A 23,702-nucleotide genomic window follows, 5' to 3' on the forward strand; every position below is an offset into this window, starting at 1 on the left:
GTAAATAAGGAGGACCATTTATGGAGGATGCAGTTAACGAGTACCTATTATCATTTATTGATCCGAAAGATAAATTAATTCTTGAAATGGAAGAATATGCAACAGAAAATCATGTGCCGATTATGGATCGACTTGGAATGGAATTTATGCTGCAATTTTTACGTTTAATTGGACCGAAAAGCATTTTAGAACTTGGAACAGCAATCGGTTATTCTAGTATTCGTATGATGCAAGCTATTCCAAATTCACGTATTGTGACAGTTGAGCGCAATCGTGAGCGATATGAAAAAGCACTTGAATATATAGAACGTTCCCCAGTAACAGATCGTATTTCAGTTATTTACGGTGATGCGTTAGAGACAGGTGAACAAGTAAAAGAACACGGGACATTTGACGTTATTTTTATTGATGCAGCAAAAGGACAGTATCGTCGCTTTTTTGACTTATATGAACCGTTATTAAATCCTGGTGGCGTAATTATTTCAGATAATGTTATGTACCATGGTCTTGTAACGACAAAAGAGAAGATTGAAAACAGACGTACACGTGGTTTAATCCGTCGTATTAAGACGTACAATGAGTGGCTTATGAACCATGAAGGATATGATACAACGATTTTCCCAATTGGTGATGGAGTAGCTGTTAGTAAAAAGAGAGGGTGACCAAGGTATGAAGAAACCTGAATTGTTAGTAACGCCAAGAGCGGTGGCGGATATCGAACTTCTTGCGAAAGCAGGAGCAGATGCGGTAATGATCGGTGAGCAAAAGTTTGGTTTACGTTTAGCAGGGGAGTTTTCACGTGAAGATGTAAAACAAACTGTGAAGATTGCGCATGAAAATGGTGTGAAAGTATACGTAGCAATGAACGCTATGTTCCACAACGATAAAGTAGAAGAATTAACAGATTACGTTTCATTTTTAAATGAAGTAAATGTAGATGCAATTGTTTTCGGAGATCCAGCAGTATTAATGGCTGTTCGCGAAGTAGCGCCAAATATGCAGTTGCACTGGAATACAGAAACGACAGCAACGAATTGGTTCACTTGTAATTACTGGGGCCAAAGAGGAGCGAAGCGTGCTGTATTAGCTCGTGAGCTGAGCTTAGATGAAATTGTTGATTTAAAAGAAAATGCTGAAGTGGAACTAGAAGTACAAATTCACGGTATGACTTGTATGTTCCAATCGAAGCGTTCATTAGTAGGAAACTACTTTGAGTATCAAGGACGTAATCTTGACGTTGAAAAGAAAAAATATGAAGAGAATATGTTCTTATATGACCCAGAGCGTAATAATAAATATCCAATCTATGAAGATGAAAATGGTACTCATATTATGAGTCCGAACGATATTTGTTTCATCGATGAATTAGAGGAACTAATCGAAGCTGAAGTTGACAGCTTAAAAATCGATGGTGTACTAAAAAGTTCTGAATACATTATTGAAGTAACGAAGAAATATCGTCAAGCGATTGATTTATGCGTAGAAGATCGTGATGCGTATTATGACGTGAAAGATGCTCTATATAAAGAAATAGAAGAAATGCAACCAGTAAATCGTCCGTTAGACACAGGATTCTTCTTTAAAGAAACGGTTTACTAAACGAGGAGGGTGTAGGAAATGACTGTACAAGAAATTTCACGAGTGATCGATGGCAAGCGCGTTATTGTGAAGAAACCTGAACTGTTAATCCCTGCGGGTAACTTAGAAAAATTAAAAGTAGCTATCCATTATGGGGCAGATGCTGTATATTTAGGTGGACAAGAATTTGGTCTTCGTTCGAATGCAGGTAACTTTACGCTGGAAGATATGGCAGAAGGCGTTGAATTTGCAAAGAAATATGGAGCGAAAATATATGTAACAACAAATATTTTCGCACATAATGAAAATATGGACGGGCTAGAGGAATATTTAAAAGGGATTGAAAAAGCTGGTGTAACGGGAATTATCGTTGCTGATCCGCTTATCATTGAGACGTGTAAACGTGTAGCGCCTTCTGTTGAGGTGCATTTAAGCACACAGCAATCACTATCCAACTGGAAAGCAGCACAGTATTGGAAAGAAGAAGGTTTACATCGTCTTGTATTAGCTCGTGAAGCAAGCTATGAAGAAATGAAAGAAATTAAAGACAAAGTGGATATTGAAATTGAAGCATTCGTCCATGGTGCAATGTGTATCGCATATTCAGGAAGATGTACACTAAGTAACCATATGACAGCGCGTGACTCTAATCGTGGCGGTTGTTGCCAATCTTGCCGCTGGGATTATGATTTAGTTCAAACAGTATCACAACATAAAGATGCAAAAGAGCTTCCTCTATTCCAAGAAGAAGATGCTCACTTTGCGATGAGTCCAAAAGATTTAAATTTAATTTTATCAATTCCGAAAATGATTGAAATTGGAATCGATAGTTTAAAGGTAGAAGGACGTATGAAATCAATCCATTACGTAGCGACTGTAGCAACTGTATATCGTAAAGTAATTGATGCTTATTGTGCGGATCCGGATAACTTTGAGTTTAAACAAGAATGGTTAGATGAGCTTGATAAATGTGCAAATCGTGATACAGCTCCTGCATTCTTTGAAGGGGTTCCAGGACATCAAGAGCAAATGTTTGGAAATCATAGTAAGAAAACAACGTATGATTTTGCTGGTTTAGTGTTAGATTATAATGAAGAAACGGGCATCGTAACGCTTGAGCAACGTAATCATTTCAAACCAGGACATGAAGTGGAGTTCTTTGGACCAGAAATAGAAAACTTTACGCAGACGGTGGAGAAAATTTGGGATGAGGATGGAAACGAATTAGATGCAGCGAGACATCCGTTGCAAATCGTGAAATTCAAAGTGGATCAACCAGTGTATGTGAATAATATGATGCGCAAAAGCATACTTCAATAAGAAAGAGTGGTAGTCGAATGGGGACGAATAAGCCTGTTGTAATTGGAATCGCTGGTGGTTCAGGATCAGGAAAAACAAGTGTAACGAAAGCGATTTTTGACCATTTTAAAGGTCATTCCATTTTAATCTTGGAGCAAGATTATTATTACAAAGATCAAAGCCATTTACCAATGGAAGAGCGTTTAAAAACAAATTATGATCATCCGCTTGCGTTTGATAATGATCTGTTAATTGAACATTTGCAGCAGTTGCTTGCATATGAGCAAATTGATAAGCCTGTATATGACTATACATTGCATACGCGTTCAGAAGAAATTATTCCAGTTGAGCCGAAAGATGTAATTATTTTAGAAGGAATTCTTATTTTAGAAGACCCACGTCTTTGTGAGTTGATGGACATTAAGTTATTCGTTGATACAGATGCTGACCTTCGTATTCTGCGCCGCATGCAGCGTGATATTAAAGAGCGCGGTCGTACGATGGATTCAGTTATTGATCAGTACGTAACTGTTGTACGTCCAATGCACAATCAATTTATTGAGCCTTCTAAGAAGTTTGCGGATATTATTATCCCTGAAGGTGGACAAAACCATGTTGCAATTGATATTATGGTGACAAAAATTGCAACAATTCTTGAACAAAAAGTAAATTTGTAATAGCATAGTAAAAGATATACGGTAGGAAGGGATTTTTTCCCTTCCCATCGAATACAATGAAACATGCAACCTCATCTATATATAGGTGAGGGCATATTTATATCAACTTTCCATACATATCTTCTTTATATAAAGAAGAATTGGAAATACGGGGTTGTATGTGACAACTCCGCTAGTGCAAGGGTACTAGAAACCTCCGCTAACAATGGAAGCGGAGGAGTTTTCATATGGAACTCCTCTTTTTTTCGGGGGATTGGTATATAAAAGGAGTGGAAAATATGTCAACAGAAAAAACATACCCTATGACGCAAGAGGGTAAGCAAAAACTAGAGAACGAACTTGAGCAATTAAAAACAGTAAGACGTAAAGAAGTAGTGGAACGTATTAAAATCGCACGTAGCTTCGGGGACCTTTCTGAGAACTCTGAGTACGATGCAGCAAAAGATGAGCAAGCGTTCGTAGAAGGACGTATTACACAATTAGAAAATATGATTCGTAACGCAGTTATCATTAAAGATAATGGCGAAGTATCTACTGTTGTTACATTAGGTAAAACAGTAACATTTAAAGAATTACCAAATGGAGATGAAGAAGCGTACACAATCGTAGGTAGTGCGGAAGCTGATCCATTTGAAGGAAGAATTTCTAACGATTCTCCAATCGCAAAAAGCTTATTAGGTAAGCAAATTGGTGAGAAAGTAACAATCCAAACACCAGGCGGAGAAATGCAAGTAGAGATTGTCTCTGTAAAATAATAAAAAAATCACTCGTGTAAAAACGAGTGATTTTTTTATTTGTATAAAAGATGAAACACTCCGTCCAAACTATAATAGACGAGGTGTTTTTTTATGAAAATAAAACGGAGAATTACAATTGTTTTAATTTGTTTTATGGGCATTATGTTTTTATTGCTTTGTCGTTTAATTCAAATCCAAATTATAGATACAGAATCATTTACTGATCGCAAAATAAATTTAATTGAAAAAAGTGTTACGCAACGTACGCAATCCATTGCAGTAGACGATGGACGTGGGCAGTTTATAGATCGTAGTGGTAAAGAAATAGGTGAGGAAAAGTATCCTGTTTTAATTGTTTTTCCATTTTTACAAATAAAAAATGACATGTTAGAGAAAATCGCGCATATCATTGGTGTGTCGAGACAAGAGATCAGAAGACAAATGAAAAATAAAAAAAATGCATTTATACTGCAAGGGGAAACTGCTCCATTTCGAGTGACACGAGAGCAGATGGAGAAGGTGAATCGATTACATGTATTAGGTATTGTAGCAGCTGAAGTGCGATTAAAACAAACTGGGGAGATAAATCATTTAATTGGTGATGTAGGGGAGAACGAAAGAGAATTTCAAAAGCGATATGGAGAAGTGAAAAAAATTTCAAAACAAACGCCGATAGGTATTTCAGGATTACAGCAATCATTTGATGAATTTTTATTGACTGATGGAGAGGCAAAAGTATTGTATCAAGTAGATCGGCAAGGAGAACCAATTTTCGGAAAGCAAGCGAAATATACTTCACCAGGAAATCCATTTTACCCAGTTAGGATTCAAACTACTTTACATAAAGGGTTGCAGCAAAAAGCAGAAGAAGTGATTGAAGCAAATGAAATAAAGAAGGGTGGATTAGTATTACTTGATGTAAAGACAAATGAAATATTAGCGATGGTCAGTAAGCCGTCTTTACAAGTAAGAGATAAGAATTTATATAAGACTACACTTGAAAATCAAATGTTAACGCCGCATTTTCCAGGCTCTGTTTTTAAAACAGTAGTTGCAGCTGCAGTCATTGATCAAAAAGTAAATTTGTTTAATCGGACATTTAATTGTAATAAAGATTTATATGGTGAAAACGACCCACAAGTTATGATGGGTACACTTAACTTCAAAGAGAGCTTTGCTAGGAGCTGTAACAGGACATTTTCCGAGTTAGGTAACGAGCTATTACAAAAGGATAGGACGGTGCTAGAAACATACGTAGCAGCTTTAGGAGCAAATGAAAAGGTCGGATGGAAAGGTTCTGTATTTCATACACCTCATTTCGAGCAAATGCCAGAAGAAAAAGGCACTACTATTTGGGGGAATGAAGAAAACAAAAATAGTAAAAAAGCGGTAGAGCAAACAGCGATTGGACAGAAAGATGTACGTATATCACCTCTAGCAATTGCTAATATGATGGCGACGATTGCGAGGAATGGAGAAAAGATGGAAGTGAAAGCTGTTGAAAAAATAGTATATAAAAATGGAGCGGATTTTTTTACATTTGAGAACCATACGTTACATGGAAAACAGCTTTCGTATGAAACAGTGAAAACATTACAAGAGTTATTAAGAGGCGTTGTAACAAGGGAGAAAGGAACAGGAACGGCATTCCGCTCGTTACCGCTCAGTGTCGCTGGAAAATCCGGGACAGCGCAAACAGGGAAAGGGACGAGGGTGAATCGCTGGTTTGCAGGTTATTTTCCGTATGAGAATCCAAGATATGCTTTAGTTGTTGTAGATCTAGAGACTGATAACAAAGTGAATAAAGTCACACCTATTTTTAAAGATATGGTAGGAGCAATCTATCAATTGGAGAATGAAAAGTAATCTTGCAATTTATAGTGAATTGTTTTCATTTCATGAAAATATCATTGTAAATGTTCAACCTTTCTAGATTTAATGTTACAATAGCAATTAGGAAAAACTGCATGGAGGTTTGGAGAATGGCAGGAGGATCAAGATTCCAACAGAAACAACAAAAACGTCGTCAAAACGGTGTTTTAAATATTGCAATCGCTATTGTATTACTATTAGTAGCTATTGTAGCATATCAATTGTTCGTTCCTAGTACGAAAGAGCAAGCATCTTCTACTGATAAGAAAGTCTCTCAACAAACAACAAAGAATGAGAAAGCTGGAAAATCAGAAGATAAAGAATCTGCTAAGAAAAAAGAAAAAGAAAAAGAGCAAGCAGAAGCTAAGCAAAAAGCTGAAGAAGAGAAGTTAAAGGCTGAGGAAGAAAAGAAAAAAGCTGAAGAAGAAGCGAAAGCTAACGAGAAAGTATCAGCTGAAAAAACTGTATCCAAGGCAAAAGAGGCTTATACAAAACCTTCTTGGAAAGCTGTAGGAACAGAACAAGGTTCATCACCAGCGATGACGTTTAAACAGGGGTCATCAGATTGGAATGAGATGCAAAGTGCAATTGCTGCAGGTATTGAAGTACCGAAGGAGCAATTAGTATTCCATTTTGTTGGAAGAGACAAAACTGGAAAGAGTAAAGCTTATGGTGACGTTCAAGATAAGCAAAGTGGAAAAAGATATTACGTAAATATTGATTGGGTAGACAATGAGGGCTGGAAACCAGTACTTGTTCAAACTCTAAACTAAAAAAGAGAAGCTCCTTAGGAGCTTCTCTTTTTTAGTTAACGCAATTTCTTTAATTTAAAATGAACAACCGCGCTATAATACGGTCTTTTGCTTTCAGGATCCATAACCATTTGATGTGAGATGTGATGAACTTCAAGCATAAGTGCTTTATTATTATCGATTTGTTCACTAATTTTTCGTTCTAAAGAAGCTAAGTCTCCCGCTTCAAAAAATTCTACTTTATCTTCTAACATTTCAAAGGTAAATGACATGAAGACGGCCCCTCTCCTATGTAATCAACTATAGTGTAACAAAGAAAAGAAGGAAATACCATGTACATTTCAATTGACATTTTTAGAAAGAGGGAATATCATACTGATAAAACCGATAAGAAAAAGGGGAATTTTTATGGGCACAGAATTTAATGGTTTATTTGATGAGTGGGCTCATACGTACGACTCATTCGTACAAGGCGAAGATATACAATATAAAGAAGTTTTCGCCCATTATGAGGATATTCTAGAGGATGTAGTTAACAAGTCATTTGGTAATGTATTAGAATTTGGTGTCGGTACAGGTAATTTAACAAATAAATTATTACTTGCTGGCCGCACAGTTTACGGTATAGAACCGTCGCGTGAAATGCGTATGATTGCAAAAGAGAAATTGCCAAAAGAATTTTCGATTACAGAAGGTGATTTTCTTTCGTTTGAAGTCCCAAATTCAATTGATACCATTGTAAGCACCTATGCATTTCATCATTTAACAGATGATGAAAAAAATGTAGCGGTTGCGAAGTATAGTCAATTGCTAAACAAAGGTGGTAAAATAGTGTTTGCTGATACGATATTTGCAGATCAAGATGCATATGATAAAACTGTTGAAACAGCAAAACAAAGAGGTTTTCACCAGTTAGCAAACGATTTGCAAACGGAATACTATACACGTATTCCAGTTATGCAGACTATTTTTGAAAACAATGGCTTCCATGTAACGTTTACGAGATTAAATCATTTCGTTTGGGTAATGGAGGCAACTAAGCAATAGAAAGAGGGATTAGATTGAGAATTGCTGTAATTGGAGCAATGGAAGAAGAAGTACGTATTTTACGTGACAAATTAGAACAAGCAGAAACAGAAACGGTTGCAGGTTGTGAATTTACGAAAGGACTATTAGCAGGACATGAAGTAATCTTGTTAAAGTCTGGTATTGGTAAAGTAAATGCAGCGATGTCAACGACAATTTTATTAGAAAAATATAAGCCTGAAAAAGTAATTAATACTGGTTCAGCTGGTGGATTCCATCATTCTCTAAACGTTGGTGATGTAGTTATTTCCACTGAAGTTCGTCACCATGACGTAGATGTAACAGCATTTAACTATGAATATGGTCAAGTACCAGGAATGCCGCCTGGATTTAAAGCTGATGAGGCGTTAGTTGCATTAGCTGAGAAATGTATGCAAACTGAAGAAAATATTCAAGTTGTAAAAGGCATGATTGCAACAGGCGATTCATTTATGAGTGATCCGAACCGCGTTGCAGCCATCCGTGATAAATTTGAAAATCTTTATGCGGTAGAAATGGAAGCAGCAGCTGTCGCACAAGTATGCCACCAATATGAAGTTCCGTTTGTTATCATTCGCGCACTTTCTGATATTGCTGGTAAAGAATCAAATGTTTCATTTGATCAGTTTTTAGATCAAGCAGCTCTTCATTCTACAAACTTTATCGTAAAAGTGTTAGAAGAGTTAAAGTAATGTAACAAAAAGGCAACTGTCTCATATAAAGAAAATACATACAGTTGCCTTTTCTTTATTGGCAAACAAGGGGGAGAACACGATGAATGTATATCGTGGAGTTCATGAGTTAATTGGTCATACACCAATTGTAGAAATTACTCGTTTTTCACTTCCGAAAGGGATCCGCTTATTTGCAAAGCTTGAATTTTATAACCCAGGCGGAAGCGTTAAGGATCGTTTAGGAAGAGAATTAATCGAAGATGCGCTAGAAAAAGGGCTTGTTACCCAAGGTGGAACAATTATTGAACCGACTGCTGGGAATACTGGTATTGGACTGGCACTTGCAGCATTAGAACATGATTTACGTGTTATCGTTTGTGTACCAGAGAAATTTAGTATTGAAAAACAAGAATTAATGAAAGCACTAGGTGCAACGGTCGTGCATACACCGACTGAGCAAGGAATGACCGGTGCAATTGCAAAAGCAAAAGAATTAGTAAATGAAATACCGAATTCATACTCTCCAAGTCAGTTTGCGAATGAAGCAAACCCGCGTGCCTATTTCAAAACACTAGGTCCTGAACTTTGGGATGCACTGAATGGAGAGATTAACATATTTGTTGCTGGAGCAGGAACTGGCGGTACGTTTATGGGGACTGCATCTTATTTGAAAGAAAAAAATATAGATATTAAAACAGTTATCGTAGAGCCAGAAGGATCTATTTTAAATGGTGGTAAGGCTGGTTCACATGAGACCGAAGGAATTGGACTGGAATTTATCCCGCCATTTTTGAAGACATCTTATTTTGATGAAATTCATACGATTTCTGATCGAAATGCATTTTTACGAGTGAAAGAATTAGCGCAAAAAGAAGGACTTCTCGTTGGGAGCTCTTCAGGAGCAGCATTTCATGCGAGCTTACTTGAGGCAGAGAAGGCAGCACCAGGTACAAATATTGTAACCATTTTTCCTGATAGTAGTGAGCGCTATTTAAGTAAAGACATATACAAAGGATGGGAATAAAAAATGAGAGCAAAGACAAAGTTAATTCATGGTATTCGCATAGGAGAACCTTCAACTGGATCTGTAAACGTACCGATCTATCAAACAAGTACGTACAAACAAGAAGCGGTTGGTAAGCATCAAGGATATGAATATTCACGTACAGGTAACCCAACACGTGCAGCTTTAGAAGAAATGATTGCTGTATTAGAAAATGGTCATGCTGGATTTGCATTCGGTTCTGGAATGGCTGCTATTACAGCGACAATTATGTTGTTCTCAAAAGGTGACCACGTTATTTTAACAGATGATGTTTATGGTGGAACGTATCGTGTTATTACGAAAGTATTAAACCGCTTCGGTATTGAACATACATTTGTAGACACAACAAACTTAGAGGAAGTTGTAGAAGCAATTCGTCCAAATACGAAAGCGATCTATGTGGAAACACCAACGAACCCATTACTAAAAATTACTGATATTAAGAAAATATCTACTCTTGCTAAAGAGAAAGATTTATTAACAATTATTGATAATACATTCATGACGCCATATTGGCAGTCGCCGATTTCTTTAGGAGCAGACATTGTACTTCATAGTGCAACGAAATATTTAGGAGGTCATAGTGACGTAGTTGCAGGTCTAGTAGTGGTAAATAGCCCACAACTAGCAGAAGACCTTCACTTTGTACAAAACTCAACAGGAGGTATTCTTGGACCACAAGATAGCTTCTTACTACTTCGCGGTTTAAAAACATTAGGAATTCGTATGGAAGAACATGAAACGAATTCACGCGCTATTGCTGAATTCTTAAATAATCATCCAAAAGTAAATAAAGTATATTACCCAGGTCTTGAATCACATCAAAACCACGAATTAGCAACAGAACAAGCAAATGGATTTGGTGCTATTATTTCGTTTGATGTAGATAGTGAGGAAACATTAAATAAAGTACTTGAGAAACTGCAATACTTTACACTTGCTGAAAGCTTAGGAGCAGTAGAAAGTTTAATTTCTATCCCATCTCAAATGACACATGCATCAATCCCAGCAGATCGCCGTAAAGAATTAGGAATTACAGATACATTAATTCGTATTTCTGTCGGTATTGAAGATGGTGAAGATTTAATTGAAGATTTAGCACAAGCGCTAGCGTAATAAAAAATGCACTGCTAATGTGGAGCAGTGCATTTTTATTATGTTAATTTGTGAAACATTTCACAAATTAGACATACACAAATGAAATGATTTCATGTATATTGAATTCATGAAATGTTATTCACGAGTAAACTTGTGAAATGTTTCACAAACAATGGGGTTCATGTAGGACGGTAACTCTATTTTTTTTCGCTAATCGGGACTTATTATGACCTGTAGGGACTTATAAAGACCGTGATAACAGAATAGGAGGAAATTTACATGGTAGTCAAAGAGAAAGTTGTAAATGAAATGCAAGAGGTAAAAGAGATGATTGATACGTTAGTAAATAACGGTCAACAAGCTTTACAAGCATTAGAAAGTTTTACACAAGAGCAGATTGACAACATTGTTCATGAAATGGCATTAGCAGGTGTTGATCAACATATGCCACTTGCAAAATTGGCTGTTGAAGAAACAGGCCGTGGTGTCTATGAAGACAAATGCATTAAAAATATTTTTGCCACTGAATATATTTGGCATAGTATAAAGCAAGATAAAACGGTAGGAATTATTCACGAAGATCCTCATGAAGAAATAATAGAAATTGCAGAACCTGTCGGTGTAGTAGCTGGGGTAACACCAGTAACGAATCCAACGTCGACAACAATGTTTAAAGCTTTGATTGCGATAAAAACGAGAAATCCAATTATTTTCGCATTTCATCCTTCTGCACAAAATTGTTCGGTGGCAGCAGCGAAAACCGTATATGATGCAGCAATGAAAGCTGGTGCACCAAAACATTGTATTCAATGGATTGAAAGACCGTCTGTCGAAGCGACAAAACAATTAATGAACCATGAGGGTGTGGCACTCGTTCTAGCAACTGGAGGCGCTGGTATGGTGAAATCAGCTTACTCTACTGGAAAACCAGCACTAGGTGTAGGTCCTGGTAATGTACCGTGTTATATAGAAAAATCAGCACATGTAAAACGAGCTGTTAATGATTTAATTTTATCGAAAACATTTGATAACGGTATGATTTGTGCATCGGAACAAGCAATCATTGTCGATAAAGAAATCTATGATGATGTTAAAACAGAAATGATCGAAAACAATTGTTACTTTGTAACAGAAGAAGAAAGAAAAAAATTAGAAAAGCTCGTTATAAATGAAAATACATGTGCAGTAAATAGTGATATTGTAGGAAAATCAGCACAGTATATTGCCGAATTAGTTGGGATTACTGTTCCTGAACATACAAAAATGCTTGTAGCTGAAATTCAAGGTATCGGAGCAGCATACCCGTTATCTCGTGAGAAACTGAGCCCAGTATTAGCCTGTGTGAAGGCGAATTCATTAGAAAAAGGATTTACATATTGCGAAGAAATGTTGAACCTCGGTGGTTTAGGACATTCAGCAGTTATTCATTCTACAAATAAAGAAGTGCAAAAGCAATTTGGATTACGTATGAAAGCTTGCCGTCTCATTGTAAATGCACCTTCATCACAAGGTGGAATAGGGGATATATATAACGGATTTATTCCATCACTTACACTTGGTTGTGGTTCTTACGGAAAAAATTCAGTTTCCCAAAATGTAACAGCGACTCATTTATTAAATATAAAAAGGCTGGCAAATAGAAAAAAGAATATGCAGTGGTTCAAATTGCCGCCAAAAATTTATTTTGAAAAACATGCTACAGCGTATTTAGCAAATATGCCTAACATTTCACGTGCATTTATTGTAACGGATCCTGGAATGGTTGAACATGGCTATGTGGATACAGTCACGCACTATTTAAACAAGCATGCAAATGATGTGAAAATTGAAGTTTTCTTTGAGGTCGAACCAGATCCATCAGATGAAACTGTCTTTAAAGGTGCGGAAATGATGAGAAGCTTTAAGCCAGATGTAATTATCGCACTTGGTGGTGGTTCAGCTATGGATGCAGCAAAAGGAATGTGGTTATTCTATGAGCATCCAGAAACGACATTCTATGGCATTAAACAGAAGTTTTTAGATATAAGAAAACGTACATGTAAATATCCGGAATTAGGAAATAAGGCGCAGTTTGTTGCGATTCCAACAACATCAGGAACAGGATCAGAAGTGACACCATTTGCGGTTATTACAGATAAGAAAAATAATATAAAGTATCCGCTCGCAGATTATGAATTAACACCAGATGTAGCAATTGTTGATCCGCAATTTGTAATGACAGTACCGCCACATGTAACAGCAGATACTGGTATGGATGTTTTAACACATGCAATTGAGGCGTATGTGTCTGTTATGGCAAATGACTATACAGATGGATTAGCATTAAAAGCTATTGATCTCGTATTCAAATATTTACCGAGAGCATATAAAGATGGAAATGATGAAGAAGCACGGGAAAAAATGCATAACGCTTCTGCAATTGCAGGGATGGCATTTGCAAATGCTTTTCTAGGTATTAATCACAGCTTAGCACATAAAATTGGTCCAGAATTCCATATTCCGCACGGACGTGCAAATGCAATTCTTATGCCGCATGTAGTCCGCTATAATGCTATTAAGCCAAGAAAACACGCATTGTTCCCAAAATATGAGCACTTTGTAGCAGATGAACGCTATGCACATATTGCGAGAATGCTCGGGCTTCCAGCAAGCTCAGTAGCAGAAGGTGTGGAATCACTCGTCAAAGCAATTATTGAGCTTGGAAAAAGCTTAAATATTAATATGAGTATTGCCGGACAAGGGGTAGATAAAGAGCAATTTGAAGAGGTTGTTGGAGTATTAGCAGAAAGAGCTTTTGAAGATCAATGTACAACTGCTAATCCAAAGTTACCGCTTATTTCAGAGCTGAAAGAAATTTATATGGAAGCATATAAAGGTGAATAATGATTAAAAAAGAGCCACAGTAAAGCGGCTCTTTTTTTGTTGGAAAACATCTCCCAGAATGGCTGTATTTACTGGTCTTTCAGTTTCATAGAATATGATAAAGTGAAATGGAGGAGTGAGAATATAATGAAAGAATTACAAGGGAAAATAGAAGATTATACTAGGTTCGGACAAATTCTTCTCGCTGTAAGTACATTGTTAATGGTTGGCTTGTTGATTCCGGATGGAGCAAAAGAGACAATCCAATTTTTTGTTATGATGGGGAGCATCGTTATATTTTTAAGTTTATCGTTCTTTTTCTTTCAGCGTGTGAAAGTGATGCGTGACCAGTTAGAGGAAAATGAATGTGAATAATATTGTTAACTAGAGCACGGCGAAAAGAAAGAATCTTTTTGTCGCGCTTTTTGTTTTTTGTAGAAAAATGTATGCGTTTCATGTTGACAATGATAATCCTTATCAATTAAAGTAGAATAGTGGTTAATGATTATCATTATCAATTAGAGGTGAAGGAATGAAAAAATCTATTACGCTATTTACAGCGTTTTTATCTATTTTTTTCTTGTTAATAGGTTGCAGTGCCAAAGAGGACGAAAAAGCGTCTGCAACCAAAACAGAAAAAGGAAAAGAAAAAATCGAAATTACCGACCTGTCAGGGAGAAAGGTAACATTCGATAAAGTACCAGAAAGTTTTGCAACATTAAGTATGGGAGACATGGATATTATTCATGCTTTAGGTGGAAAAGTAGTAGGTCGTTCGGATACGAAATTAACTCTTCCAGAGGAGTTAAAGAAAGCAAAAGTAATCGGGAATGCACATCAACCGAACTTTGAGCAAATTGCTAGTTTAAAGCCCGATGTACTTGTTGCTAACAATGGATTCCAAAAGAATGTGCCAACGGTTGAAGGACAGGGAACGAAAGTAATCATTTCTTCTGCGAATTCTGTACAAGATATTCAAAAGAATATTGAATTATATGGAACGGTAATGAAGAAAGAAGATAAAGCAAAAGAACTTAATCAAAAAATCAATGATCAAATGAAGAAATATGAGAAAAAGAGCGATGTGAAAGCATTGCTAGTGTATGGCGCACCAGGTACTTATTTAGCGGCATTACCAACATCTTTATCAGGTGATGTTTTAGAAAAAACAGGCGGGAAAAATATTGCTTCTGATTTTCCAGAAACGAAAGAATATCCGCAATATGCACAGCTAAGTGTAGAACGTATTATTGAGGCGAATCCAGATGTCATTTATTTAATTACACACGGAGATCCAAAAAGTGTGAAAAAAGCATTCGAAGGCGAAATGATGAAAAATGAAGCGTGGAAAAATTTAGATGCAGTAAAACAAAACCGCGTAGTTATTTTGCCACCTGATTTATTTGGATCTAATCCTGGGACAAAAGTTACAGAAGCAATGGACTTTATGTATAAAAGTATACAAGATGTAAGGAAATGATACGTATGGAAAGTAGTGAAGTAGTAAGAGAAAAGGAACATCCTTTTGCGAAAAAAAGATGGATAATAGCAGTTACTTTAGTTGTATTAACAATTCTAGGCCTCTTTTACGGACTTTTCGCAGGAAGTTTATCTTTTTCTGTACGAGACATTCTAACAGGTATACAAGATGAAGGTTCGACAGTTCATCGAATTGTATGGGATCTTCGCATACCGAGAGTTCTCGTTGGGTTTATAGTAGGAACATGTTTAGCTGCATCTGGTACACTGCTGCAAGGGGTTATGAGAAACCCTCTTGCAGATCCTGGTATTATCGGGGTTTCATCTGGGGCAGGCCTTGTAGCAATTGTCATCATGATTTTATTCCCACAGCATCTAGCTTTTTTACCACTAGGGGCGTTTTTAGGAGCTTTCATAACAGCGATGGTTATTTATGCTTTATCATGGCAAAAAGGGGCACCACCTTCAAGAATCGTCTTAGTAGGAGTGTCAATCAATGCATTAATTGGTGCAGCAACGTCAGCTTTAATGTTATTACATAGTGACAAAGTACAATCCGTGTTACCGTGGCTAGCGGGCGGCATTGGTGGTGTAAGTTGGGCACATTTAAACATGATTATTTATTATGCAATATTCGCCATTATATTAGCTTTCTTTGGTATTAAGCATATTCGAGTGTTAATGCTTGGAGATGAAATGGCAAAACTATTAGGACATAATGTGGAAAAAAGTCGGTTTTATTTAATCGTAGTAAGTACATTATTAGCTGGAATTGCGGTAAGTGTGTCTGGTCTTATTGGATTTGTCGGTCTTGTCGTACCACATATGCTACGTTTATTAGTTGGAAATGATTATAGATATTTGCTACCTTTATCATGCCTTGGCGGCGGGGTATTACTTGTTTTTGCGGATGCAATAGCTCGAAGTTGGTTTGACCCAATCGAATTGCCTGTTGGTATTTTACTGTCCTTCTTAGGTGGTCCTTTCTTCTTATATTTAATTCATAGAGGAGGAAAACAACGTGATTTCCGTTAACAAAGTGTTTTATGCACACTCTGAAAGATTTCAAATGCAAAATATGAATGTACATATTAAGGCTGGAGAAATCGTTAGTTTAATTGGTCCGAATGGATCGGGAAAATCTACTTTGCTTCGTTTAATAGCAAGGCTACTGAAACAAAGCGAAGGGGACATCATTTTAGATGGGAAAAATATTCATATGATGAAGAGTGCTGATGTAGCGAAGCAATTAGCGATGTTACCACAAATGCATGATCATCAATTAGATTTGACAGTGAAAGAACTAATTGAGTTCGGAAGAGGTCCACATAAATCATGGAGTAGCCGCTTAAATAAAGAAGATGAAGAAATTGTTGATTGGGCATTGTCTGTTACAAATCTTGAAGGGTATGAATATCGTCTTTTACATTCTTTATCAGGAGGGGAACGGCAACGTGCTTGGATTGCGATGACGCTAGCGCAACGTACAAATGTCTTATTATTGGATGAACCAACAACCTTTTTAGATATCGTTCACCAGTTGGAAGTAATGGAACTTGTGAAACGATTAAATGAGGAGTTTGGAATGACAATTATAATGGTTTTACATGACATTAACCAAGCTGCTCAATATAGCGATCGTTTACTCGTATTAAAGCGAGGAAAGATTCAGTATGATGGTATACCAGAAGAAGTACTATGCCATGAAATGTTTCAACATGTATTTGGCATAGATGTAGATATTTTTCAAGGAAATGACAAACCGTTTTTTACACCGAAACGAATTTCTAGAAGGGGAGAAGAGCGATGCAAACAGAAGAGCGTATTACCACTGAATTAGTAAGAGAATTTGTTATGGCAGCTCACGGGGATTTAGAGAAAGTACAAGAGCTATTGGTTGAATCACCAAGCTTACTTCACGCCTCTTATAATTGGGGTGGATCAGATTGGGAAAGTGCGTTAGGCGCATCGGCACATGTAGGTCGTAAAGATATTGTTCTTTATTTACTAGAAAAGGGTGCTCGGATGGATATTTTTGCAGCAGCTATGCTTGGTGAATTAGAAGTTGTACAAGCTATTTTAGTAGCTCAACCAGAAGCATTGCGTGCATCTGGCCCTCATGGTATTTCTCTTCTTCAACATGCACGAATGGGTGGAGAGAAATCTAAGCGTGTATATGATTATTTAGCAATACTATCTTAATGAACGAAGGAAGTTCTTATGTGCGGTAAACTTTTCACTTGAAACAATTGGAAAGTTTACCGCCCGTTAGAACGGGATAAGTATCTAGTATATTTGAAAATCCTACACCCCCCTCAATTGTAGTTTTCTTTATGCTAGTTATGATATGGATGCAGTGGACAATATTTGTCTACTGCTTTTTTTAGTTATTAAGAATGAATATTCTGTATTTTATCGTTGGTTCATTTATCCCGCTATTTTCCAGGCAGTAAGACTCCCGCCTAAAAATTCGGCTAAAGCAAAGAAGTTAGACGGGAGATCCACTGCCCGTAAACGCCTAGTTGGTGAAGGCTAATAATCAGTGGGGATGAACAAAATTTCCCACTGATTAAAGTTTCACTTTATAATAAATAGTAACATTTCGTATACACACAAAACGTGATCGTGAAATGAAGAAAAAATTAGTGGAAAGGAGTGCCAGCATGTTTCATACAGAACGTTTACAAATTCGCAAATATACAATGGATGATTTACAGTTCTACGCTTCACTATGGGGGAACGAGAAGGTAATGCGTTATATTGGAAATGGGACGTTAAAAACATATATGCAGTGTAAAAAAAGTCTGGAGGAATGGGTGATTCCTAGCTATAAAAACGGTCTCGGTTTATTTGTATTGATTGAAAAGGAAACGGGAACAAGAATTGGTCATGCAGGGCTGGTAAAGCAGAAGATAGATGGAAAAGAGGAAATTGAAATTGGTTATTGGTTACTTCCTCAGTATTGGGGAAAAGGGTATGCAAAAGAAGCGGCGGCAGCATTTCGTGACTACGGTTTCCAAGCATTACGAATGAATAAATTAATTTCTCTTATTAATCCGAATCATCCCGCCTCAATATTTGTTGCTAGAAAAACCGGGCTCAGCTATGAGAAAACAACGTCATTTCATGGAATCGATGTTCTAGTTTATTCTATTAAGCGTGTTGGATGAAAAAATTACTTTTTTAAAGGTAAATTGCATTTTTTGAAGAATGGTATATGAAAATAAAGGGAGGGGTTACATGTACATTTATCATAATGGACTTATTATTCGTGAGGGAACGAGTAACGTACCAGCATATGCAATTAAAGCTTTGTTTGAAGATGCCGGTTGGAGTAATGATAATATCCCTTCTTGGCAAATTGAAAAATTTACGATAGCATTCGAAAATTCAACATGGGCTTTCACAATTTGGGATGAGGAAGAGATGGTTGCGATGGTTAGAGTCATTTCTGATGGAATTATGATTGCGAACATAGTAAATTTAGTTGTGAAGTGTGAATATAGAGGGAAGGGATTAGGTAAGAAGCTTGTAGCTCTTTGCCTGCAAAAACTTCCCCACGGTGATTGGTTTGCGCATACATCAGCGAACAATTTTGATTTTTATAGAAGTTGTGGATTTGAAGTTAGAGAGCTATCGAGAAATGGAACATGTGCGTATTATGGATACCAAGTCGCGAAAAGAGATGGTCACCGATAAATGAATGGAAAGTAAAAAAGTATAGCGAGGTAATTTTGAGACTTTTGATAATAGAGAATGGATTGAGGCTCGTTTTATGATAAAATAAAAGAAAATTCTGTTTATTATTAGGGGGATAAAAATGAGTGTAAAAGCTGGGGATGTATTTAAATATGAAAGAAGATTTACTGAGGAAGAAGTTTTTGAATTTGCAAATATTACCGGTGATAAAGGTAGACACCATGTGGAATACGATGAAAATGGAAGATTAATGGTTCATGGTTTATTGACTGCTAGCATTGGGACGAAAGTGGGAGAAGAGTTACATTACATAGCAAGAGAATTAGTAAGTGAGTTTATTAGACCAGTTTTCACAGGAGATACGATCACTTGTGAACTAACTTTAACAAATGTTGAGCAAATGGAAGGCTATAAAAAAGTTTCAATCGAGTCAGTTTATCGCAATCAGCATGAAAAGACTGTACTAGTTGGGACAAGTTATGGAATTATAAGGGGATAAAAAAGAAGCCTGTTTAACAGGCTTCTTTTTTTATTATTTAATAAACACGTTTTCGATTTTCCGCATAACTCGAGATGAGTAATAATGCAGTTTCTTCTCCTATATTACGAACAATATGAGGAACGCATGCATTCCATGAGAAAGAATCACCTTCTTCTACAATTGCAATATCTTCACCGTGCTGAACTTCTAGTTTTCCGCGTAATACAAGGTGACATTCTTCCCCTTCATGGGCATTTGGTGAGTTTTCTTTCGGGAATCCAGTAGGGATTTCTACTAAAGATAGGCGAAGGCCCCCTTGCTCCGCAACATGTTCAATTCTTTGCTCATCTTTGCCGTATACACTGTATTTCCGTTCTTCTTTTTTGACAATTTTTAATCGATCTTTTTGCTCTAACAATAAATAGGGAAGGGGAACGTTTAAAAAATTGGAGATCGTTTCTAAAGTTGAGATAGATGGTGATGTTTTATTATTTTCAACCTGACTCATAAATCCTTTAGAAAGACCTGTTCCCTCGCAAATTTGTGCAATTGTTATGCCTCTACGTTGACGAATTTCACGTATTGCAGAACCAATATTCATAAAATCAAGCTCCTTTTTGTAAACAACTATTTGTATCATAGCAAAAAAAATATATTTTTTCCCAGTGAAAATGAATTGACGAATAAAAAAAATTAGTGTATGTTTTGTAATGTAAATAAAAGTTTTGTATAAGAAAACTATAAAGGAGAGAATGAAATGAATCAACATATTGGTAACTTAATTATTCGTATCGTGTTAGGGGTAACATTCTTTATGCACGGTTTAACAAAATTCCAATCAGGAATTGACAATATTGCAGGATGGTTTACAAGTATTGGTTTACCAGGAGGACTTGCATACGGTGTAGCAACGTTTGAATTAGTTGGAGGTCTATTATTAATTCTAGGTTTAGGTGTAAGATATATTGGATTATTATTTGCACTTGTTATGGTTGGAGCAATCGTAAAAGTGAAATGGTCAGCTGGTTTATTGGGAGATGGAAAAAATCCTGGTTTCGAATTAGAACTTGCATTATTAGCAATGGGTGCATACTTATTTATTGCAAAAGCTGATGGTTTTGTAGATAATTTCTTAAAAGAAAAAATGTCAAAGAAGAACTAATTTAAATGGGGGGCTAACAAGATGAGTTTTCAACTTCATCCCGATACAACACTTGATGTTGTTCATTTATACGTATCTAATGTAAAGAAATCACTAGAGTTTTATACGGAAGTACTAAGTATGAAGGTGCTAAGAGAAGAAGAAGCAGTCGTTACATTTGGGAATGAAAATGATGAACCACTTCTTATCATTGAAGAAAAGAAAGAAGCTTTTCCGAAGCAAAGAGGAAGAACAGGGTTATATCATTACGCAATTTTATTACCAAGTAGACAGGATTTAGCGAATGTTCTTCGTCATCTTGTAGAGATGGTATATCCACTACATGGCGGAGCCGATCATTACTTTAGTGAAGCTCTTTATTTAGCTGATCCAGATGGAAACGGGATTGAAATTTATCATGATCGACAAAAAGAAGTTTGGCGTGATGAGAATGGAGAACTCCCATTTGTTAGTAACCCGTTAGCTGGTGAAGAATTATTACAGCAAGGAAGTACATGGAATGGCTTTCCAGCTGGTACTGTGATGGGGCATATTCATTTTCATGTAGCTGATTTAGAGGAAGCGAAACGTTTCTATGTTGATGGTCTTGGTTTTGAAGTAACGATTCCAGCTCGTAATGGAGCATTGTTCGTATCTGCAGGTGGTTATCATCATCATATCGGTTTAAATACATGGCAAGGTGAAGGGGTACCACCGCAAATGCCAGGTTCTGTTGGTTTGAAATATTTCACAGTTGTACTAGCGAATGAAAAACAAAAAGAGCAAGTATGTGAAAGCTTAAAAAATATTGGCAAGATTGCTACGTACAAAGATGGAATATTACAAGTCGAGGATCCATTTGGACATTGTATCCATTTCAAAATAAAAGGAGAAGCCTAAAAAGGCTTCTCCTTTTATTTTCTTAAAATTGCTTTTTCGTTTTGTAAAAATAGTTCATCAAATTGTTTTGCAAGCTCAAAATCTAGTTTCGTTAAACCTTTTGCATTCCAAGATGACAAAGTAATAATAACTGCTTTATACTGGATAAGGATAAATGGATGGTGATTATGTTCTTCTGATAGTTTGGCGGCTTCAGAGACAAATTCGACTCCTTTTAAGTAGTCGGAAAACATATATTTTCGTTCAATCCATTTCTCATCTTTTACCATCCATTTATCTACCTTCAATAATTCTTCGTGAACTTCTTCTTCAGTTAATCTTAGCATCATTTTTCACATCCTTTACTGGAAGTAACGCAAGACCATTGTTAATAAGGCGTGTTACAGCTTCGTCAGTTGTGAAAGTAGAAAGTTGATGTAGTAATGCTGCCGATGTTTCATGCCCTTTGTTATGCTCTAAAAGTAACTCTAATACTTCAAGGCGCAGCAACCATTCTTTCGCATAAAATTTATTTAATACTTCTTGAATTGCTACTAATTGATCGATATGCGCGTCGTGTAAAATCCCTTCACTTCGAATATCTCGAACTGTTTGATACATACGTTCAAGTTCATTCAGTACAAGTGGAGCAGGAATTTCGTGAACTTCTTCATCCATTGGGAAAAATGCTGCGGCATCTGCGGCACCTGGGAATACTGAAGTGATTTGTGAGCCAACAGCCATATCAAATGCGCCCCATGAAGCATCAAATAAAACGCGGGCGTTATAAGTAACTGTGCAATCGATAAAGGAAATAAGAGCAATTTTCTTATCGTTTTTTACAATATCTGTTACTGTTCCTTTTACATGAATACCACTTGCAAAAGTAAACTCAGCGATAGTTCCAATTGTAATTCCTAATGATTGTAGTTGTTCGTCTGTACAATTTTCTAATGCAATATTTTCAGTGAGTAATCCAATCGGTGTTCCAAATCCGTCACTGTGTACAGAAGTAGAATGATTTGCTAACTGTTTATTATGAAGCGCTAATGCCGTTGGCGAATTTGTTCGCATGTAAATTAATTCACCTGCATCGTTTTCAATTGTCTCGCTAAATGTACCTGTAATTTGTAATCCACTATTTAGCTCAGCTGTTGCATAGTTCTCAGAGCGAATTGCTTTTTCTAAACCTTCTTTTCCACCTGTTTTAAAGGCCATTGTTTTAGAAAATGTTTCAAGCGCATCTGTTAATTCTTCAAAGGATTCACAAACAAATAGTTGTGGTTGCATTTTTGTTACATCATAAGTTGTCCCTATACATGCTTCGATAGAAAATGGAACCTTTTCTACAGCGTCTGTTAAGCAATGTTTGCTTTCGCCAACAGAAGAAAGGAGACCAGCACCATATATCTTTGGATCATCTATATTTCCGATCAATCCATATTCTACTGTCCACCAGAAAAGACGTGAAATTTGTTCAGCTTCTGATAAACCAGAAACTAAGTTTTGTTTTTCAATTACAGCATTTTCAGCAGCCTTAACTTCATCAGGAGTAGAAGTAGGGCTTTCTTTTACTATCGTTAATGTACGAACAGCTTCAAATGCATCATGTTCTTCTTTTGTAGAGAAAGCTTTTGCACCAATTTGCCCAAAACGTTTCACATATTTTGCATATGTAGGATCAAGTAAAATCGGTGCGTGTCCTGCGGCTTCGTGTACGATATCTGGAGCTGGTGTGTACTCGATATTTTCTACTTTCCGAATATCTGTTGCGATCGGTAGTAATCCGTGTCCTTGAAAATCGAAGAATGCTACGCCGGGAATAAGTCCGTCAATCGTTACAGCGCCCCAGCCACTTGGTGCCAAACACTCATTCATTTCTTCTACTTTTGGAATTGCATCTATATTAATACCAGATGATTGTAGTCCGTTCACATAGGCTGGATGAGCAACGTCTTTTAAGAAGCTATGATTTTGTCTCATAATGTAACGCCACACAGCGTGATTCACCGGTGTGTATTGATCATAATGTTGTGTGGATACGAATGGTTTTAAATGCGATGGAATTTCTGTTTTCTTTGTCATTTAGACATCCTCCTTTTTTTCTATAAAATTGAATATCGATTTCGTATAGCTTGTATCACCTCCCTTCATTATTTGTAAGCGCTTATAAAATTTTATCATAAGATTCGGAATTATTTAACATCTGTTTCTGTGAGAAATAGAAAAAGCCCCTATCGGAAAATCCGATAGGGGCGAAAGAATCGCGGTACCACCCTATTTGTAAGTGAAAATATACTTACATCTCAATTAATGATAACGGAAAAATTCCGTCTTTTCCTTCATGCATAAAAGCACTACGAA

Annotated in this window: 26 protein-coding genes and 1 other annotated feature (1 of these 27 cut by a window edge); of the genes, 22 read left to right on the forward strand and 4 right to left on the reverse strand. The window is 36.6% G+C overall.

The features are described from left to right. The first annotated feature begins 20 nt into the window (after window positions 1-20). The 7 genes from AC1Q8M_RS17165 to AC1Q8M_RS17195 all read left to right on the forward strand — a co-directional run bounded on the left by AC1Q8M_RS17165 (window position 21) and on the right by AC1Q8M_RS17195 (window position 6,936). The gene (locus tag AC1Q8M_RS17165; protein ID WP_000389102.1) at window positions 21-662 is read left to right on the forward strand and encodes an O-methyltransferase; all 642 of its coding nucleotides are present in this window, start codon (window positions 21-23) and stop codon (window positions 660-662) included. A 7-nt stretch (window positions 663-669) separates the two neighbouring features. Further along, window positions 670-1,599 (forward strand): peptidase U32 family protein, encoded by a 930-nt coding sequence (locus AC1Q8M_RS17170; RefSeq protein WP_000742795.1) that lies wholly within the window; start codon window positions 670-672, stop codon window positions 1,597-1,599. Window positions 1,600-1,617: 18 nt separating this feature from the next. Continuing rightward, window positions 1,618-2,898 carry a peptidase U32 family protein gene (locus tag AC1Q8M_RS17175; RefSeq protein WP_000217961.1) on the forward strand — a complete coding sequence of 427 codons (1,281 nt, stop codon included), beginning with the start codon at window positions 1,618-1,620 and terminating at the stop codon, window positions 2,896-2,898. 17 nt (window positions 2,899-2,915) lie between these two features. Then, window positions 2,916-3,554 (forward strand): uridine kinase, encoded by a 639-nt coding sequence (udk, locus tag AC1Q8M_RS17180; protein WP_000537080.1) that lies wholly within the window; start codon window positions 2,916-2,918, stop codon window positions 3,552-3,554. Between the two features lie 278 nt (window positions 3,555-3,832). Beyond that, window positions 3,833-4,309: a transcription elongation factor GreA gene (gene greA, locus AC1Q8M_RS17185; RefSeq protein ID WP_014894880.1), complete on the forward strand. Its 477-nt coding sequence runs from the start codon at window positions 3,833-3,835 to the stop codon at window positions 4,307-4,309. A 93-nt stretch (window positions 4,310-4,402) separates the two neighbouring features. After that, a complete protein-coding gene (locus AC1Q8M_RS17190; RefSeq protein ID WP_098683982.1) occupies window positions 4,403-6,157 on the forward strand; it encodes a peptidoglycan D,D-transpeptidase FtsI family protein in 1,755 nt (584 codons plus the stop codon). A 116-nt stretch (window positions 6,158-6,273) separates the two neighbouring features. After that, window positions 6,274-6,936, forward strand: coding sequence for a YrrS family protein (locus AC1Q8M_RS17195; protein ID WP_000897094.1), 663 nt, complete (start codon window positions 6,274-6,276; stop codon window positions 6,934-6,936). 35 nt (window positions 6,937-6,971) lie between these two features. Here the strand turns inward: AC1Q8M_RS17195 and AC1Q8M_RS17200 are convergent, their stop codons facing one another. Then, window positions 6,972-7,187, reverse strand: a complete 216-nt coding sequence (locus tag AC1Q8M_RS17200; RefSeq protein WP_000010984.1) for a YrzA family protein — start codon at window positions 7,185-7,187, stop codon at window positions 6,972-6,974. Between the two features lie 136 nt (window positions 7,188-7,323). Here AC1Q8M_RS17200 and AC1Q8M_RS17205 point away from each other — a divergent pair, with 136 nt between their 5' ends. The 13 genes from AC1Q8M_RS17205 (at window position 7,324) to AC1Q8M_RS17265 (ending at window position 19,336) form a co-directional block, all read left to right on the forward strand. After that, window positions 7,324-7,962, forward strand: a complete 639-nt coding sequence (locus AC1Q8M_RS17205; protein WP_000536323.1) for a class I SAM-dependent DNA methyltransferase — start codon at window positions 7,324-7,326, stop codon at window positions 7,960-7,962. Between the two features lie 14 nt (window positions 7,963-7,976). Beyond that, window positions 7,977-8,672, forward strand: coding sequence for a 5'-methylthioadenosine/S-adenosylhomocysteine nucleosidase (gene mtnN / locus AC1Q8M_RS17210; protein WP_001217027.1), 696 nt, complete (start codon window positions 7,977-7,979; stop codon window positions 8,670-8,672). Between the two features lie 82 nt (window positions 8,673-8,754). Then, the gene (locus tag AC1Q8M_RS17215; protein WP_098683983.1) at window positions 8,755-9,678 is read left to right on the forward strand and encodes an O-acetylserine dependent cystathionine beta-synthase; all 924 of its coding nucleotides are present in this window, start codon (window positions 8,755-8,757) and stop codon (window positions 9,676-9,678) included. Window positions 9,679-9,681: 3 nt separating this feature from the next. Then, window positions 9,682-10,815 (forward strand): bifunctional cystathionine gamma-lyase/homocysteine desulfhydrase, encoded by a 1,134-nt coding sequence (locus AC1Q8M_RS17220; RefSeq protein ID WP_001201921.1) that lies wholly within the window; start codon window positions 9,682-9,684, stop codon window positions 10,813-10,815. A 261-nt stretch (window positions 10,816-11,076) separates the two neighbouring features. Continuing rightward, complete coding sequence (gene adhE, locus AC1Q8M_RS17225) at window positions 11,077-13,680, forward strand: bifunctional acetaldehyde-CoA/alcohol dehydrogenase (RefSeq protein ID WP_000260463.1); 2,604 nt, start codon at window positions 11,077-11,079, stop codon at window positions 13,678-13,680. A 126-nt stretch (window positions 13,681-13,806) separates the two neighbouring features. After that, entirely contained in the window at window positions 13,807-14,034 is a 228-nt protein-coding gene (locus tag AC1Q8M_RS17230; protein ID WP_000661454.1) for a YrhC family protein, read from the forward strand. A 157-nt stretch (window positions 14,035-14,191) separates the two neighbouring features. Further along, window positions 14,192-15,139: an ABC transporter substrate-binding protein gene (locus tag AC1Q8M_RS17235; RefSeq protein WP_098683985.1), complete on the forward strand. Its 948-nt coding sequence runs from the start codon at window positions 14,192-14,194 to the stop codon at window positions 15,137-15,139. 5 nt (window positions 15,140-15,144) lie between these two features. Next, window positions 15,145-16,173 carry a FecCD family ABC transporter permease gene (locus AC1Q8M_RS17240; protein WP_002082127.1) on the forward strand — a complete coding sequence of 343 codons (1,029 nt, stop codon included), beginning with the start codon at window positions 15,145-15,147 and terminating at the stop codon, window positions 16,171-16,173. After that, window positions 16,160-16,978, forward strand: a complete 819-nt coding sequence (locus AC1Q8M_RS17245; protein WP_000626528.1) for an ABC transporter ATP-binding protein — start codon at window positions 16,160-16,162, stop codon at window positions 16,976-16,978. Before AC1Q8M_RS17240 ends, AC1Q8M_RS17245 begins: the two co-directional genes overlap by 14 nt. Beyond that, the gene (locus AC1Q8M_RS17250) at window positions 16,945-17,340 is read left to right on the forward strand and encodes an ankyrin repeat domain-containing protein (RefSeq protein WP_001192767.1); all 396 of its coding nucleotides are present in this window, start codon (window positions 16,945-16,947) and stop codon (window positions 17,338-17,340) included. The genes AC1Q8M_RS17245 and AC1Q8M_RS17250 overlap by 34 nt, the downstream gene beginning before the upstream one ends. A gap of 428 nt (window positions 17,341-17,768) precedes the next feature. Next, window positions 17,769-18,308 carry a GNAT family N-acetyltransferase gene (locus AC1Q8M_RS17255; protein ID WP_002024815.1) on the forward strand — a complete coding sequence of 180 codons (540 nt, stop codon included), beginning with the start codon at window positions 17,769-17,771 and terminating at the stop codon, window positions 18,306-18,308. A gap of 70 nt (window positions 18,309-18,378) precedes the next feature. Then, entirely contained in the window at window positions 18,379-18,837 is a 459-nt protein-coding gene (locus tag AC1Q8M_RS17260) for a GNAT family N-acetyltransferase (RefSeq protein ID WP_098360849.1), read from the forward strand. Between the two features lie 121 nt (window positions 18,838-18,958). Further along, complete coding sequence (locus AC1Q8M_RS17265; protein WP_000111564.1) at window positions 18,959-19,336, forward strand: hotdog family protein; 378 nt, start codon at window positions 18,959-18,961, stop codon at window positions 19,334-19,336. A 37-nt stretch (window positions 19,337-19,373) separates the two neighbouring features. On the opposite strand, the gene AC1Q8M_RS17270 is transcribed toward AC1Q8M_RS17265, so the two are convergent. After that, complete coding sequence (locus tag AC1Q8M_RS17270) at window positions 19,374-19,919, reverse strand: helix-turn-helix domain-containing protein (protein WP_001020693.1); 546 nt, start codon at window positions 19,917-19,919, stop codon at window positions 19,374-19,376. Between the two features lie 156 nt (window positions 19,920-20,075). Between AC1Q8M_RS17270 and AC1Q8M_RS17275 the strand changes: the two genes are divergently transcribed. Beyond that, window positions 20,076-20,480 carry a DoxX family protein gene (locus AC1Q8M_RS17275; RefSeq protein WP_097821484.1) on the forward strand — a complete coding sequence of 135 codons (405 nt, stop codon included), beginning with the start codon at window positions 20,076-20,078 and terminating at the stop codon, window positions 20,478-20,480. Between the two features lie 21 nt (window positions 20,481-20,501). Further along, window positions 20,502-21,359: a VOC family protein gene (locus AC1Q8M_RS17280; protein WP_000009848.1), complete on the forward strand. Its 858-nt coding sequence runs from the start codon at window positions 20,502-20,504 to the stop codon at window positions 21,357-21,359. A 14-nt stretch (window positions 21,360-21,373) separates the two neighbouring features. Here the strand turns inward: AC1Q8M_RS17280 and AC1Q8M_RS17285 are convergent, their stop codons facing one another. Next, window positions 21,374-21,688: a 4a-hydroxytetrahydrobiopterin dehydratase gene (locus AC1Q8M_RS17285; RefSeq protein WP_098360850.1), complete on the reverse strand. Its 315-nt coding sequence runs from the start codon at window positions 21,686-21,688 to the stop codon at window positions 21,374-21,376. Then, window positions 21,669-23,423 (reverse strand): aromatic amino acid hydroxylase, encoded by a 1,755-nt coding sequence (locus tag AC1Q8M_RS17290; RefSeq protein ID WP_000163188.1) that lies wholly within the window; start codon window positions 23,421-23,423, stop codon window positions 21,669-21,671. The genes AC1Q8M_RS17285 and AC1Q8M_RS17290 overlap by 20 nt, the downstream gene beginning before the upstream one ends. Window positions 23,424-23,586: 163 nt before the next feature. Next, window positions 23,587-23,702: a binding site (T-box leader), on the reverse strand; it runs 112 nt beyond the window's last position.

This window comes from Bacillus sp. GW823-FHT06A10 (genome assembly GCF_058795375.1).

What these genes read in the sequence shown, in the direction of transcription:
- AC1Q8M_RS17165 (WP_000389102.1), top strand. Translation starts at nt 21, where the DNA reads ATGGAGGATGCAGTTAACGAGTACCTATTATCATTTATTGATCCGAAA.
- AC1Q8M_RS17170 (WP_000742795.1), top strand. Translation starts at nt 670, where the DNA reads ATGAAGAAACCTGAATTGTTAGTAACGCCAAGAGCGGTGGCGGATATC.
- AC1Q8M_RS17175 (WP_000217961.1), top strand. Translation starts at nt 1,618, where the DNA reads ATGACTGTACAAGAAATTTCACGAGTGATCGATGGCAAGCGCGTTATT.
- udk (WP_000537080.1), top strand. Translation starts at nt 2,916, where the DNA reads ATGGGGACGAATAAGCCTGTTGTAATTGGAATCGCTGGTGGTTCAGGA.
- greA (WP_014894880.1), top strand. Translation starts at nt 3,833, where the DNA reads ATGTCAACAGAAAAAACATACCCTATGACGCAAGAGGGTAAGCAAAAA.
- AC1Q8M_RS17190 (WP_098683982.1), top strand. Translation starts at nt 4,403, where the DNA reads ATGAAAATAAAACGGAGAATTACAATTGTTTTAATTTGTTTTATGGGC.
- AC1Q8M_RS17195 (WP_000897094.1), top strand. Translation starts at nt 6,274, where the DNA reads ATGGCAGGAGGATCAAGATTCCAACAGAAACAACAAAAACGTCGTCAA.
- AC1Q8M_RS17200 (WP_000010984.1), bottom strand. Translation starts at nt 7,187, where the DNA reads ATGTCATTTACCTTTGAAATGTTAGAAGATAAAGTAGAATTTTTTGAA.
- AC1Q8M_RS17205 (WP_000536323.1), top strand. Translation starts at nt 7,324, where the DNA reads ATGGGCACAGAATTTAATGGTTTATTTGATGAGTGGGCTCATACGTAC.
- AC1Q8M_RS17215 (WP_098683983.1), top strand. Translation starts at nt 8,755, where the DNA reads ATGAATGTATATCGTGGAGTTCATGAGTTAATTGGTCATACACCAATT.
- AC1Q8M_RS17220 (WP_001201921.1), top strand. Translation starts at nt 9,682, where the DNA reads ATGAGAGCAAAGACAAAGTTAATTCATGGTATTCGCATAGGAGAACCT.
- adhE (WP_000260463.1), top strand. Translation starts at nt 11,077, where the DNA reads ATGGTAGTCAAAGAGAAAGTTGTAAATGAAATGCAAGAGGTAAAAGAG.
- AC1Q8M_RS17230 (WP_000661454.1), top strand. Translation starts at nt 13,807, where the DNA reads ATGAAAGAATTACAAGGGAAAATAGAAGATTATACTAGGTTCGGACAA.
- AC1Q8M_RS17235 (WP_098683985.1), top strand. Translation starts at nt 14,192, where the DNA reads ATGAAAAAATCTATTACGCTATTTACAGCGTTTTTATCTATTTTTTTC.
- AC1Q8M_RS17240 (WP_002082127.1), top strand. Translation starts at nt 15,145, where the DNA reads ATGGAAAGTAGTGAAGTAGTAAGAGAAAAGGAACATCCTTTTGCGAAA.
- AC1Q8M_RS17250 (WP_001192767.1), top strand. Translation starts at nt 16,945, where the DNA reads ATGCAAACAGAAGAGCGTATTACCACTGAATTAGTAAGAGAATTTGTT.
- AC1Q8M_RS17255 (WP_002024815.1), top strand. Translation starts at nt 17,769, where the DNA reads ATGAAGAAAAAATTAGTGGAAAGGAGTGCCAGCATGTTTCATACAGAA.
- AC1Q8M_RS17260 (WP_098360849.1), top strand. Translation starts at nt 18,379, where the DNA reads ATGTACATTTATCATAATGGACTTATTATTCGTGAGGGAACGAGTAAC.
- AC1Q8M_RS17265 (WP_000111564.1), top strand. Translation starts at nt 18,959, where the DNA reads ATGAGTGTAAAAGCTGGGGATGTATTTAAATATGAAAGAAGATTTACT.
- AC1Q8M_RS17270 (WP_001020693.1), bottom strand. Translation starts at nt 19,919, where the DNA reads ATGAATATTGGTTCTGCAATACGTGAAATTCGTCAACGTAGAGGCATA.
- AC1Q8M_RS17275 (WP_097821484.1), top strand. Translation starts at nt 20,076, where the DNA reads ATGAATCAACATATTGGTAACTTAATTATTCGTATCGTGTTAGGGGTA.
- AC1Q8M_RS17280 (WP_000009848.1), top strand. Translation starts at nt 20,502, where the DNA reads ATGAGTTTTCAACTTCATCCCGATACAACACTTGATGTTGTTCATTTA.
- AC1Q8M_RS17285 (WP_098360850.1), bottom strand. Translation starts at nt 21,688, where the DNA reads ATGATGCTAAGATTAACTGAAGAAGAAGTTCACGAAGAATTATTGAAG.
- AC1Q8M_RS17290 (WP_000163188.1), bottom strand. Translation starts at nt 23,423, where the DNA reads ATGACAAAGAAAACAGAAATTCCATCGCATTTAAAACCATTCGTATCC.